Source organism: Stenotrophomonas sp. 3diitr2024, assembly GCF_042136455.1.
In the GTDB taxonomy this organism is placed as follows: domain Bacteria; phylum Pseudomonadota; class Gammaproteobacteria; order Xanthomonadales; family Xanthomonadaceae; genus Stenotrophomonas; species Stenotrophomonas sepilia.
In genome coordinates this window covers 1-12,698 of record NZ_JBHHMJ010000498.1, presented here as the reverse complement: position 1 = coordinate 12,698, position 12,698 = coordinate 1, and the positions used below count along the sequence as shown (strand labels likewise).

The following is a 12,698-nucleotide window of genomic DNA, read 5'->3' as shown; positions in this document are numbered from 1 at the left end:
ATGAGGTTGCCGGCCAGCGGCCGGCACTACCAGGTTGGCGGGCCCGCGTCGGGCCCTGTCCTTACTCCATGCCCAACTTCTTCAGCTTGTAGCGCAGCGCACGGAAGGTGATGCCCAGCTGCGCGGCGGTGCGGGTCTTGTTCCAGCGGTTTTCTTCCAGCGCGCGCTGGATGGCGCTGCGCTCGAGCTGTTCGATGTACGAGGGCAGGGCGGCGTTGCCGGGCTGCAGGTCGGCAACGGCTTCGGCATGTGCTGCGCTGCCGGGCGTGCGCGGGGCATGTTGCGGCAGGCGCAGGTCGTCGGCGCCGATGCGGTCTTCTTCGGCCAGTGCCAGTGCACGCTCCAGGATGTTCTCCAGTTCACGCACGTTGCCGGGGAAGGCGTACTGGGCCAGTGCGTCCAGTGCCGACGGCGCCAGCAACGGCGTCGGGCGGCCATGGCTGCGGGCCAGCCGTGCCAGCACCGACGCGGCCAGTTCCGGCAGGTCCTGGCGACGCTCGCGCAGCGGCGGCACCCTCAGTTCGATCACGTTGATGCGGTAGTAGAGGTCGTGGCGGAAACGGCCGTCCTCGACCAGTTCGGCCAGGTCCTTGTGGGTGGCCGAGAGGATGCGCACGTCCACCGGCTCTTCGTTGGCCGCACCGACCGCGCGCACCGATTTTTCCTGGATCGCGCGCAGCAGCTTCACCTGCATCTGCAGGGGCAGCTCGGCCACTTCGTCCAGGAACAGGGTGCCGCCATGCGCGGCCTGGAACAGCCCGGGCTTGTCGGCGTGGGCGCCGCTGAAGCTGCCCTTGCGGTGGCCGAAGAATTCGCTCTCCATCAGCTCGCCGGGAATGGCGCCGCAGTTGACCGGCACGAACGGGCCGGCCGCGCGGGCACCCTGGGCATGGATGGTGCGCGCGACCAGCTCCTTGCCCACGCCGGATTCACCGAGGATGTAGACCGGCGCCTGGCTGCGCGCGACCTTGCCGATGGTGGTACGCAGCACGTCCATGGCCGGCGAATCGCCGAGCAGGCGCGCCCCTTGTTCGGCGGCGGGGCCGGGCACGGGGCGCTCGGTGTTGTTGAGTTCCAGCGCGTGCTTGACCAGGCCACGCAGCACGGCGATGTCCACCGGCTTGCTGACGAAGTCGAAGGCGCCGGCCTTCAGCGCTTCCACCGCCAGGTCCATGCTGCCAAAGGCAGTGATCATCGCCACCGGCGTGCGCGGGTAGTGCTGGGCGATCTCGCTGACCAGCTCGATACCGTTGCCGTCCGGCAGGCGCATGTCGGTGATGCACAGGTCGTACGGATTGCTGGCCAGCAGTTCGCGCGCTTCGGCAAGGTTGGCTGCGGTACTGATGCGCAGCCCCATGCGGCCGAGCGTGAGTACCAGCAGTTCGCGGATGTCGCGTTCGTCGTCGACGACGAGGGCGCTGCGGGTTTCGTTCATGGGCGTGAAAGATAAACGAGGGGGCTGGAAGCGACAAATGTTTGACGCACAGAATCGAGATCAGGTGGGCAATAGCGTATGCGGGCCGGGCAGCACCAGGCGGAAGCAGGAGCCTCCAGCGGGAACCGGGATGTAGTCCAGCCGCGCCTGGTTGGCCCGGCACAGCTCGCGGGCGATATACAGGCCCAGCCCGGTGCCATGCTCGGACGTGGTGAAGAACGGCCGGAACAACTGTGCGGCGACACTCTCGGGAATACCGGGGCCGCGATCCATCACGTCGATGACCGCACTGCGCTCGTGCTGCGCCACGCGCAGGCGCACCCGCGCCGGCTGCTGGCCAATGCGGCCATATTTGAGCGCGTTGTGCACCAGCACGGTCAGCACCTGGTAGAGGTGCTTGCTGTCGACCTGGGCCAGCACCGAGGTGTCGTTGATGATCGGCTCGATGCTGTCGGTTTCCAGCGTCTGCCCCTGCTTGTACTCCAGCACGAAGCGGCGCACGAAGGCGGCCAGGTCGACGTTTTCGGGCGTGGCGCGCTCGCGCCGGGCCAGGCCCAGCACGCTTTCGACGATGCCGTTGGTGCGCTGGCACTGCTGGCGGATGATCTGCAGCAGGCGGCGGTCGCTTTCGTTGAAGCCGGTGCCTTCTTCCAGCAGCTGCACCGCGTAGTTGATCGCGGCCAGCGGGTTGCGGATCTCGTGGGCGAGGCTGGCCGAGAAGCGCCCCATTGCTGACAGGGTGAGCGACTCGGCACGGCGCGAGACCACGCTGGAGTCGTCCAGGAACACCAGGGCCAGCTCGCTGCCGGCCAGCAGGCGCGCAAAGCGGGGCTGCACTTCGGGCTGGTCGGGGTTGAGCTGCAGCGGCAGTTCGTCCTGCGCCCAGCCGTTGCGCCAGCGCTGCAGGCGACGGGCCAGTTCCGGGGCGGCGCTGGCCAGGTCCAGGCGGCCGCTTTCGCCGCTGCCGTCGCTGTCACCGAGCAGCATCGAGGCGGCCTCGTTGGCCAGGGTGACACGGTTGTCGGCGTCGACTACCAGCACGCCGGTACGCATGCGGCGGATGATCAGCTCGTTGATCTGGAACAGGTTGGCTACTTCGTCGCCGCGCTGGTTGGCCAGCTGCTGGTTGCGACGCGCGCGGCTGCCGACCTGGTAACTGATGAAGGCCAGCGCCAGGTAGCTGGTGGCGAACATGGCCAGTTCGGCCAGGGTACGGGTGGGATCGCCGCCTTCCAGCAGCTTCCAGGTGTATTCCACGCCGGTGGCGAGGCTGGCGGCCAGTGCCAGGCCCAGCCCCAGGCTGAGCGGCAGCAGGGTGGCGGCAGCGGCGATGTTGAACAGCAGCGACATCGAGATGCCGGCGCTGGCACCCGGCAGGGCATGCGACAACAGGGTGGCGGCGACGATGTCCACCAGCACGCCGCTGACCACGATCGGGCGCAGCCAGCGTTCGTTGCGGCCGATCACCAGCGCCAGCAGCGACAGCACCAGGTAGATGGCGGCGACGGTGTCGGCCAGCCGCGGGTGGTGGGCTTCGCCGACCATCGCCGACAGGGGGCTGTAGAGCAGGGCGGCGATGACCGAGGCGATCAGCACCCGGTACAGCGCGAAGAAATACAGCTCACGCCGCGGAATCGATTCGATGCGGTCGATCAATGAAGCACTGGGTGACACGCCGGAACTCCCCTTCTGGCTGCCTGGGTCTGGAATCTGCGGCGGGCCTGCCCGGCGTCCCCTGAGGCCGGGCGGGCACGTCGCTTCGATGTGGCCTGGGGTGGACGCGGCCGAGCAACCCCGACGCGACGCACCCTGGCTGACCAGTATAGGGCCCCCGGCAGGGCGCCGCCGGCGCGGTTCGGATCGCGCATTTGGCCCGGGATGGATACCGGTAGCCAGCGTGCGCCCGGGCGCAACTGCCTGAATGACGGCGGAAATCTGGCCGGGTCTGGCGTTTTGTACAGACTTCTTTGCGCCCCGGCGCCGGCTCGGCCACAATAGTGGGCCCGCCGCGGTCCGTGCCGGTGCCTCTTCCAGGGGGCCCTGAGGAATTGCGTGCGGTCGTTCCTATTCCCACGGTGACGCATGAATTTCCACGAATACCAGGCAAAACAACTGCTTGCCGAATACGGCATCCCGGTCCCGGCCGGCAAGGTCGCGGCGACCCCGGACGAGGCGGTTGAAGTCGCCCAGTCGCTGGGCCAGGGCCCCTGGATGGTCAAGGCGCAGATCCACGCTGGCGGCCGCGGCAAGGCTGGCGGCGTCAAGTTCTGCAAGACCGTCGACGACGTGAAGGCCGCAGCGGCCAAGATGCTCGGCACCAAGATGGCCACCTACCAGACCGCCGGCGTCGAGCTGCCGATCAACCTGGTGCTGGTGACCACCGCCGGTGAGATCGTCAAGGAGCTGTACCTGTCGGTCCTGGTGGATCGCGGCACCCGCACCATCAGCTACATCGCCTCTTCCGAAGGCGGCATGGAAATCGAGCAGGTCGCTGCCGAGACCCCGGACAAGATCCACACCCTGAACGTGGACTTCGTCGAGGGCGTGCAGGGTTACCACGGCCGTGACATCGGCTTCAAGATGGGCCTGACCGCCAAGCAGGCCGGCCAGTTCGCCAACATCATGGTGAACCTGTACCGCATCTTCAACGAGAAGGACCTGGCGCTGGTTGAGATCAACCCGCTGGCGATCCTGGACGATGGCAACCTGTACGCGCTGGACGGCAAGTTCAACAGCGACGACAACGCCAACTTCCGCCACAAGGAACTGGTCGCGATGCGCGACAAGTCCCAGGAAGATGAAACCGAAGTGACCGCTTCGGAGCTGGACATCAACTACGTCACCATGGACGGCAACATCGGCTGCATGGTGAACGGTGCCGGCCTGGCCATGGCCACCATGGACGTCATCAAGCTCAACGGCGGCGAGCCGGCGAACTTCCTGGACGTGGGCGGCGGTGCGAACAAGCAGCGCGTCATCGAAGCGTTCAAGCTGATCCTGTCCTCGGACAAGGTTGAAGGCATCTTCGTCAACATCTTCGGCGGCATCGTCCGCTGCGACATGATTGCCGAAGGCATCATCGCCGCCGTGAAGGAAGTGGGCGTCAAGGTTCCGGTCGTGGTGCGCCTGGAAGGCACCAACGTGGAAGAGGGCAAGCAGCTGCTGCGTGACAGCGGCATGGCCATCATCCCGGCTGACAACATCAACGACGGCGCCAAGAAGGTCGTTGAAGCGGTCAAGAACGCCGCCTGATCCACGACACCGAAGGAAATTCCCATGTCTGTTTTGATTAACAAGAACACCAAGGTGATCGTGCAGGGCTTCACCGGCCAGCAGGGCACCTTCCACGCCACTCAGATGATCGAGTACGGCACCCAGGTTGTTGGCGGCGTGACCCCGGGCAAGGGGGGCACCACCCACATCGACCTGCCGGTCTTCAACACCGTTGCCGACGCCGTGCAGAGCACCGGCGCCAACGCTTCGGTCATCTACGTGCCGCCGCCGTTCGCGGCCGACGCGATCCTGGAAGCTGCGGCTGCCGGCATCAAGGTCATCGTCTGCATCACCGAAGGCATCCCGGTGCTGGACATGCTGCGCGTGAAGAACGTGCTGACCCGTTCCTACCCGGACACCGTGCTGATCGGGCCGAACTGCCCGGGCGTCATCACGCCGGGCGAGTGCAAGATCGGCATCATGCCGGGCCACATCCACAAGCCGGGCAAGATCGGCATCGTGTCGCGTTCGGGCACCCTGACCTATGAAGCGGTCAAGCAGACCACCGAAGTCGGCCTGGGCCAGTCCACCTGCATCGGCATCGGCGGTGACCCGATCAACGGCCTGAACTTCGTCGACTGCCTGAAGCTGTTCAACGAAGACCCGCAGACCGAAGGCATCATCATGGTCGGCGAGATCGGCGGTGACGCCGAAGAAGCCGGCGCCGAGTACATCAAGAACCACGTGAAGAAGCCGGTCGTCGGTTTCATCGCCGGTGCGTCGGCTCCGGCCGGCAAGCGCATGGGCCACGCGGGCGCGATCGCCTCGGGCGGCAAGGGCACCGCGGAAGGCAAGTTCGCCGCGATGGAAGCCGCTGGCGTGGTCACCGTCCGTTCGCCGGGCGACCTGGGCGCCGCCATCGCCAAGCTGGTGAAATAAGATCGGCTGCCTCGCGCAGACGATGCTGTAGAGCCGGCCGCTGGCCGGCTGCCTGAAACAGAAGGGCCGCCTTTGGGCGGCCTTTCTGCGTCTGGCGTGCGGTCAGCCCCCTTTTGCCATGCAAAAGGGATCTGACCCCGGCGTTACAATGGAAGCATTGCAACCACAGGCTGGATTCCCATGGCTTCGATCCGCATCGCGATGGCGCAGTTCGACTTCCCGGTCGGCGACGTCGCCGGCAACACCGAGCGCATCATCGAGATGATCGGCCAGGCGCGCGATGAGTACGGCGCCGAGCTGGTGATGTTCCCCGAGCTGGCGGTGAGCGGCTACCCGCCGGAGGACCTGCTGCTGCGCCCGGGTTTCCTGTACGAGTGCGAGCAGGCGTTGACCCGCATCGCCACCGCCTGCCGTGGCATCACCGCCGTGGTCGGCTGGCCACAGGCGGCTGGCGCGGTGGTCTACAACGCTGCCAGCGTACTGCGTGACGGCCTGGTCGAGCAGACCTACCGCAAGCGCGAACTGCCCAACTACGCGGTCTTCGACGAGCGCCGCTACTTCGACGTCGATCCGGATGGTGGCAGCTGCGTGTTCGAGGTCAATGGCATTCCGGTCGGCCTGCTGATCTGCGAGGACCTGTGGTTCGCCGAGCCGCTGGCCGACACCATGCGCGCGGGTGCGCAGCTGGTGGTGGTGCCGAATGCTTCGCCCTACGAGCGTGGCAAGCATGCGCAGCGCGACGCCGTGCTGGCCGCGCGTACCCGCGAGAGCGGGGCGGCCATCGCTTACCTCAACGTGGTGGGCGGCCAGGATGCGCTGGTGTTCGACGGTGCTTCGGTGGTGGCGGATGGTGATGGCACGGTGCACCCGGCTGCTGCTGCCTTCGTCGACCAGTGGCTGGTGGTGGAGTATGACGGTGAGACCCGCCGCTTCATGCCGCATGTGTGGATGGACGACGGCGACGAGAGCATGGACGCGCTGGCCTGGCGCGCGGTGACCCGTGGCATCCAGGACTATTGCCGCAAGAACGGCTTCAGGAAGGTGTGGCTGGGCCTTTCCGGTGGCATCGACTCGGCCCTGGTGCTGGCATTGGCCGTGGATGCGATGGGCGCGGAGAACGTGACCGCCGTGCGCCTGCCCTCGCGCTACACCGCCGGCCTGTCCAACGACCTGGCCGCCGAGCAGTGCCGGGCGCTGGGGGTGAAGCTTGACGCTGTGTCGATCGAGCCGGCGTTCAAGGGCCTGATGGAATCGCTGGCGCCGATGTTCGAAGGCACCGCGCCGGACGTGACCGAAGAGAACCTGCAGTCGCGCAGCCGCGGCGTGATCCTGATGGCGCTGGCCAACAAGTTCGGTGGCCTGCTGCTGACCACCGGCAACAAGAGTGAGTACGCGGTCGGCTACGCCACCATCTACGGCGACATGTGCGGTGGCTATGCGCCACTGAAGGACCTGTACAAGACCGAAGTGTTCGGCCTGTCCAAGTGGCGCAATACCGTGGGCGGCGCACCGGTGATCCCGCCGGCGGTGATCAGCCGCCCGCCGTCGGCCGAGCTGCGCGAGAACCAGCTGGACCAGGACTCGTTGCCGGCCTATGACGTGCTGGACGGCATCCTCTACCGCTACATCGACCAGGAGCAGTCGCGCGGCGAGATCGTGGCCGCCGGCTACGACGCAGCCGTGGTCGACCGCGTGCTGCGCTTGGTGCGCATCAGCGAGTGGAAGCGGCACCAGGCCGCGCCGGGGCCGAAGGTCTCGCGCCGCGCGTTCGGCCGCGAGCGGCGCTACCCGATCAGCAACGGCTACAAGGGCTGAGGCAGCGCTTGGCGGGTCGTGCCGGCCGCTGGCCGGCAACCTGTTGGCCCCTCCCCGGTGGGTGCGGAGCTTGGTCCGCACGATGGTCGAAGATCATCCACGCTTGGCGTGGATCTACCGGACTCCGTCGAGCAACTGTTCGAGACCGGCGGTTTCCGCAGCGTCGTTGAAGGGATCGTCCCCCAGTCGCGCACGTACGAACCGCAGGCCATCGGCCGCCGCTGCGTCCAGCGTGCCCCGGTGGTCGACGGGGTAGCGCCGGAACGCGACCGGCTCGCCTCGCAGGGCCAGCCCAGCGGCGTACAGCAGGGTGGTCAGGTAGGGCACATCGCGGTCCTGGCTGCCATGGCCCAACATCAGCGGTTGGCTGAAGCCGCGGCGCGGTACGCCGAGATAGTCGTACAGCACCGCCCAGATGCCCGGCACGCTGGCCAGCGGCGCAGTGAACATGCTGCCGGTGTCGGCGCCGTCGAGCGTGGTGGCCAGTTCGCCCAGGCACTGCTCGCGTGCCACCGCCACCCGCGCGCGGCCTTCATCGCTGAGGACGCGGTCGATCTGCGGCGCGACCTGCAGCAGGCCATCGAGCAGATACGCGTGATACGCGTTGAGCGCGCCCGGATTGGCGGTGCGGTTGTCCGGCTTCATCACCAGCGCGGTCAGTTCGACTGCGGTGGGCGTGCCGGTGGTGAAGCTGCCGCGGTACTGCAGCGACGGTCCGCCATAGGTGGGGGCGATGTGGCCCGCCGTGAGCGCGGCGGCACCGCCCTGCGAATGGCCGACCGAGACCCAGCGCGGCGACAGCGTCCCGTTGCCGAGGTACTGGCGGCTGGCCTTGATCATGTCGATGGCGTTGCGCGCGGCAGTGCGCACATGCAGATAGGCATGGTCGCCTGAGCTTCCGAGGCCCTGGTAATCCGCGGCGACCACTGCATAGCCCTGTGCCAGGAACCGATCGAGAAAGCGCCCGTCGCGTTCGGGTTGGTAGGGGCCGGAGACCGAGGGCGCACAACGATCCGCAATGCCCTGGGTGCCATGCGCCCACGACACCACCGGCCAACCGCCGATGGGCGGCGTGCCGGCGGGCAGGTACAGCAGGCCGGTGCCTTCGGCCAGCTGCCCGCGGTGGTCAGGGGTGCGGTAGTGCAGTTTGTAGGCCTGGGCGGCCTGGGACGGCACCCAGGTGGCGCGATAGGGGGCTGCGGACAGCAGATCGCCCGCTGCGTCCTGTGCGGCGGCCGGCGGCGCCGAGGTCAGCGCCAGCAGCGCGATGGCGAGGAGGCAGGACAGAGGGCGGATACTGCAGCAGGGCAGACGGGCCATGGGGCGCTCCGTGATGGCCGGTGTGGCCGTGGCGCTGCAGTGTGGATGGCCGTGCCCGGGCAGGCTGCGACCGGCGTCGCATCCGCCGTGGATTCGTAGCATTCCTAGGTGCCGGCCCCGGCGCGGGGAGGCGGACGAGGAAAGCAGTCGAGCATGGCTTGACTCTACAAAGAAGAAGGGCCCCTTTCGGGGCCCTCGCTTACTTCTTTTCCAGTCGCGCGTTGCGCTGGCCGGTGCTGGCGGACTTCTCGCCGGCGAACGGGTTCAGCTTGCGGATCATCCACGGGTACTTCGGCCACTTGCCTTCCAGCCACGGGTGGTCCGGCTGGTTCAGCTGCAGGACGCGGCGGGCGTCGTCGGCCAGGGTCTTGTTGCCCAGGTGGGTGTAGGAATCGGCCAGCACGGCCACGGCGTCGTACTGGAAGGCGCTCTGCGGGTAGGTTTCCAGCAGGTAGTTGGCGCGGCCCACGGCTGACACCCAGGCGCCGCGGCGCATGTAGTACAGCGCGTTGTCCAGCTCGTGCTGGGCGAACACGTCACGCAGCTCCAGCATGCGCTGGCGCGCATCGGCGGCGTAGCGGCTGTTCGGGTAACGATCAACCACGATGTTGAAGTCCGAGTACGCCTGGTGCGGCGTGGACAGGTCGCGGCGGCTGGCATCCAGCGACCATACGCGCCGCAGGAAAACCGTACTGCGGTTGGAGTTGGCCAGGCCGCGCAGATAGTACAGATAGGCAATGTTGCGGTGGGTCGGGTAGGTACGGATGAAGCGGTCGATGCTGGACACCGCGTCATCGTGCTTGCCGGCCTTGTACTGGGCGTAGGCGGTTTCGATCATCGCCTGCTCGGTGTACGGACCGTACGGATACTGGGCCACCAGACGGCGGAAGCTGGCTTCGGCGCCGCTCCAGTTGCCGCCCTGCATCAGCTTGTGGCTTTTCTCGTACAGCTGTTCGACCGGCACGCCTTCATCGGGGCGATCACCCTTCTTGGCGCCGCGATGGCAGCCGGTTGCGGCGATGACCAGCACCAGCAGCAGGGCGGTGAGGCGGACGGGCGCGGAGAGCATGGCGGAGCGTCGGATCATGGGGTCGAGGCGGGACGCGGCTGGAATACGAAGGGTCGATGATAGCCTAGTGTCCTGTCCAGCGACTGAAACCGGCCGCCGGGACCCCAAAATTTCAAAGAATGCCCCCTGCCATGTCTGAACAACCCTCTGAATCGGCCCGCCAGGCCATCGTCCCCGACACCGCCGCCGGCCGCCGTTTCGACGCGGTCGTGGCCGAACTGTTCCCCGAATACTCGCGCTCGCGGTTGACCGAGTGGATCAAGGCCGGGGAGGTCCTGCTGGACGGTGCCCAGGTGCGCCCGCGCGATCCGCTGCGCGGCGGCGAGGTGGTGACCCTCAACGCGGTGCTGGAAACCCAGACCGATGCCCAGCCGGAGGACATCCCGCTGGACGTGCTGTTCGAGGACGAGCACCTGCTGGTGATCAACAAGCCGGTCGGCCTGGTGGTCCATCCGGGTGCCGGCAACCACAGCGGCACCCTGGTCAACGCGCTGCTGTTCCGCGATCCGTCGGTGGCGGTGCTGCCGCGCGCCGGCATCGTGCACCGCCTGGACAAGGACACCAGCGGCGTGATGGTGGTGGCCAAGACCCTGGAAGCGCAGACCGCGCTGGTCGAGCAGCTGGCGGCACGTGACGTGCACCGTCAGTACCTGGCCATCGTGATGGGCGCGTTGGTGGCCGGTGGTACAGCCGATGCCCCGATCGACCGCCACCCGCGCGACCGCCTGAAGATGGCGGTGCGTGAGGACGGCAAGGAGGCGGTGACCCACTACCGCCTGCGCGAGCGCTTCCGGGCACACACCGCGCTGGAGTGCCGCCTGGAAACCGGCCGTACCCACCAGATCCGCGTGCACATGGCGCACGTGCGCCATCCGATCATCGGCGACCCGCTGTATGGCGGCGCGCTGAAGCTGCCCAAGGGCGCCAGCGACGAGCTGGTGGCCGCGCTGCGCGGCTTCAAGCGCCAGGCCCTGCACGCCGAGACCCTGGAGTTCATGCACCCGATCACCGGTGAACCGGTGCGCAACACCGCGCCGGTGCCGGAGGACATGCTGCACCTGATGAAGGTGCTGCGCGAAGACAGCGAAGCCTTCGCCGCCCGCGAGCGGGACCGCTGGTGATGGCGGCCGCGCTGCCGTTGCTGCAGGCCGACTGGCCGGCGCCCGCAGGCGTCCATGCGCTGACCACGCGCCGGCACGGTGCGGGCATCTCGCCGGCGCCGTTCGCGCAGTTCAACCTGGGCAACCGGCACGCGGCCGATGGTGATACCCCAGCCAACGTTGAGCACAACCGCCAGCTGCTGCAGCAGGGGCTGGCGCTGCCGTCGGCACCGCACTGGCTGCGCCAGGTGCACAGCAGCACCGTGCTGCGCTTCGATGCACCGCCGGCGCCCGGCGCGAGCGAGCCGGTGGCCGACGCGGCGGTAACCTCGGTGCCGGGCGTGGTGCTGGCGATCCTGACCGCCGACTGCCTGCCGGTGGTGTTCGCCGCCGCAGACGGCAGCGAGGTGGGCGCGGCCCATGCCGGCTGGCGGGGGCTGGCCGACGGCATGCTGGAGGCCACGGTGGCCGCCATGCAGACGTCGCCGGCGCAGCTGCGGGCCTGGTTGGGCCCGGCCGCCGGGCCGTCCGACTATGAGATCGGCGAGGAGGTCTATCACGCCTTCGTCGGCCATGATCCCGCTGCTGAGCGGGCGTTCGTCGCGACCCGTCCCGGACACTGGAAGGTGGACCTGTTCGCGCTGGCGCGGCAGCGCCTGCAGTCTGCGGGGATGGACCCGGCACAGGTGTATGGTGGCACGGTGTCGACGATGGCCGACCCGGACCTGTATTCGCATCGGCGCGATCGTCGCACCGGGCGCATGGCGACCCTGGCCTGGATCGCGCCCTGACTGCGCCGCTGTTCGCGCGTGTGCTGGGGCCGGCCTTTGCCACCCTGGCAGGACCGGTGCAGGCGCTGCATGCCGCGCCGTTGCCGTGCCGCTACGCAGGGCAGGCCTGCATCGTGAGGGGGCGGCACTGGCTGGTGCCGCTGCTGGCTGCGTTGGCGCGGTTGCCACAGGACGGTGACGCGCTGCCCACCGAGGTGGCGTTCAGCCGCTATCGGCAGGGCGAGCAGTGGGCGCGGCGGTTCGGCCGCTGGCCAATGGTGTCGCGGCTGTGGGCGCACGACGGGCATCTGCGCGAGCAGCTGGGCGCGGTGCGCTTCGAGTTCGCGCTGCAGGCCCGCGACGGTGGTATCGACTGGTCGGTGCGTCGGGTCTGGGCGTTCGGGCTGCTGCCGCTGCCGACGCGTTGGTTCGGCGGTGTGCGCTGCCGTGAAGCCTGGCAGGGCGAGCGCTACACTTTCCTGGTCGATGTGACGCTGCCCTGGGCCGGAGCCCTGATCCGCTATGAAGGTTGGCTCGAACCGCAGTGACGCTGCCGCCGAGGCTGGCAGCGCGGTGGTCGTGTTCGATGGCGTGTGCGCACTGTGCAATCGCTGGGTTCGGTTCCTGCTGCGTTTCGACCGCAGGGGGCGCTACCGCTTTGCAGCGATGCAGGGGCAGAAGGGCAGCGCGATGCTGCGCGCGCACGGGCTGGATCCGCAGGACCCGATGTCGTTCCTGCTGCTGGATGCACAGGGTGCCTGGACCGACACCGATGCGATCCTGCGCGTACTTGCGGGGCTGGGCGGCGCCTGGCGCCTGGCCGGCGTGCTGCGGCTCGTGCCGCGCGGCTGGCGTGATGCGGCGTATCGCGCGCTGGCACGCAACCGCTACCGCTGGTTCGGTCGGCATGACACCTGCCATCTACCCGCACCGGAACAGGCCGCGCGGTTCCTGGATTGACGAAAAAGGGGACGGAGGGGATTAAGTCGTTTGTGCATAAACGACTTAATCCCCTCCGTCCCCTTTTTTCTTCAGCC

General features: G+C 68.0%; 11 protein-coding genes. 7 read left to right on the top strand and 4 right to left on the bottom strand.

Annotation, left to right across the window (positions count from 1 at the left end; all coding sequences use genetic code 11):
• Positions 1-61 precede the first annotated feature (61 nt).
• Both ABGA94_RS12605 and ABGA94_RS12600 read right to left on the bottom strand, forming a co-directional pair.
• Positions 62-1,435, bottom strand: coding sequence for a sigma-54 dependent transcriptional regulator (locus ABGA94_RS12605; protein WP_065178929.1), 1,374 nt, complete (start codon positions 1,433-1,435; stop codon positions 62-64).
• A 60-nt stretch (positions 1,436-1,495) separates the two neighbouring features.
• Positions 1,496-3,109: a PAS domain-containing sensor histidine kinase gene (locus ABGA94_RS12600; protein ID WP_061480577.1), complete on the bottom strand. Its 1,614-nt coding sequence runs from the start codon at positions 3,107-3,109 to the stop codon at positions 1,496-1,498.
• Positions 3,110-3,517: 408 nt separating this feature from the next.
• Between ABGA94_RS12600 and sucC the strand changes: the two genes are divergently transcribed.
• The 3 genes from sucC (at position 3,518) to ABGA94_RS12585 (ending at position 7,402) form a co-directional block, all read left to right on the top strand.
• Positions 3,518-4,687: an ADP-forming succinate--CoA ligase subunit beta gene (gene sucC / locus ABGA94_RS12595; protein WP_005418614.1), complete on the top strand. Its 1,170-nt coding sequence runs from the start codon at positions 3,518-3,520 to the stop codon at positions 4,685-4,687.
• Positions 4,688-4,711: 24 nt separating this feature from the next.
• Positions 4,712-5,587 (top strand): succinate--CoA ligase subunit alpha, encoded by an 876-nt coding sequence (gene sucD / locus ABGA94_RS12590; RefSeq protein WP_005418610.1) that lies wholly within the window; start codon positions 4,712-4,714, stop codon positions 5,585-5,587.
• A gap of 180 nt (positions 5,588-5,767) precedes the next feature.
• The gene (locus ABGA94_RS12585; RefSeq protein ID WP_375367427.1) at positions 5,768-7,402 is read left to right on the top strand and encodes an NAD+ synthase; all 1,635 of its coding nucleotides are present in this window, start codon (positions 5,768-5,770) and stop codon (positions 7,400-7,402) included.
• Positions 7,403-7,516: 114 nt separating this feature from the next.
• On the opposite strand, the gene ABGA94_RS12580 is transcribed toward ABGA94_RS12585, so the two are convergent.
• Positions 7,517-8,722: a lipase family protein gene (locus ABGA94_RS12580; protein ID WP_065196690.1), complete on the bottom strand. Its 1,206-nt coding sequence runs from the start codon at positions 8,720-8,722 to the stop codon at positions 7,517-7,519.
• Between the two features lie 199 nt (positions 8,723-8,921).
• Positions 8,922-9,809, bottom strand: a complete 888-nt coding sequence (locus tag ABGA94_RS12575; RefSeq protein WP_032960726.1) for an outer membrane protein assembly factor BamD — start codon at positions 9,807-9,809, stop codon at positions 8,922-8,924.
• Between the two features lie 113 nt (positions 9,810-9,922).
• Between ABGA94_RS12575 and rluD the strand changes: the two genes are divergently transcribed.
• Genes rluD through ABGA94_RS12555 form a run of 4 tightly spaced genes read left to right on the top strand, consistent with a single transcriptional unit; the run spans position 9,923 to position 12,621 of the window.
• Positions 9,923-10,912 (top strand): 23S rRNA pseudouridine(1911/1915/1917) synthase RluD, encoded by a 990-nt coding sequence (gene rluD / locus ABGA94_RS12570; protein ID WP_083297626.1) that lies wholly within the window; start codon positions 9,923-9,925, stop codon positions 10,910-10,912.
• Entirely contained in the window at positions 10,912-11,682 is a 771-nt protein-coding gene (gene pgeF / locus ABGA94_RS12565) for a peptidoglycan editing factor PgeF (protein ID WP_111126800.1), read from the top strand. The genes rluD and pgeF overlap by 1 nt, the downstream gene beginning before the upstream one ends.
• 20 nt (positions 11,683-11,702) lie before the next feature.
• A complete protein-coding gene (locus ABGA94_RS12560; protein WP_329845832.1) occupies positions 11,703-12,209 on the top strand; it encodes a DUF4166 domain-containing protein in 507 nt (168 codons plus the stop codon).
• A complete protein-coding gene (locus ABGA94_RS12555; RefSeq protein ID WP_005418590.1) occupies positions 12,184-12,621 on the top strand; it encodes a thiol-disulfide oxidoreductase DCC family protein in 438 nt (145 codons plus the stop codon). Before ABGA94_RS12560 ends, ABGA94_RS12555 begins: the two co-directional genes overlap by 26 nt.
• The last annotated feature ends 77 nt before the right edge of the window (positions 12,622-12,698 follow it).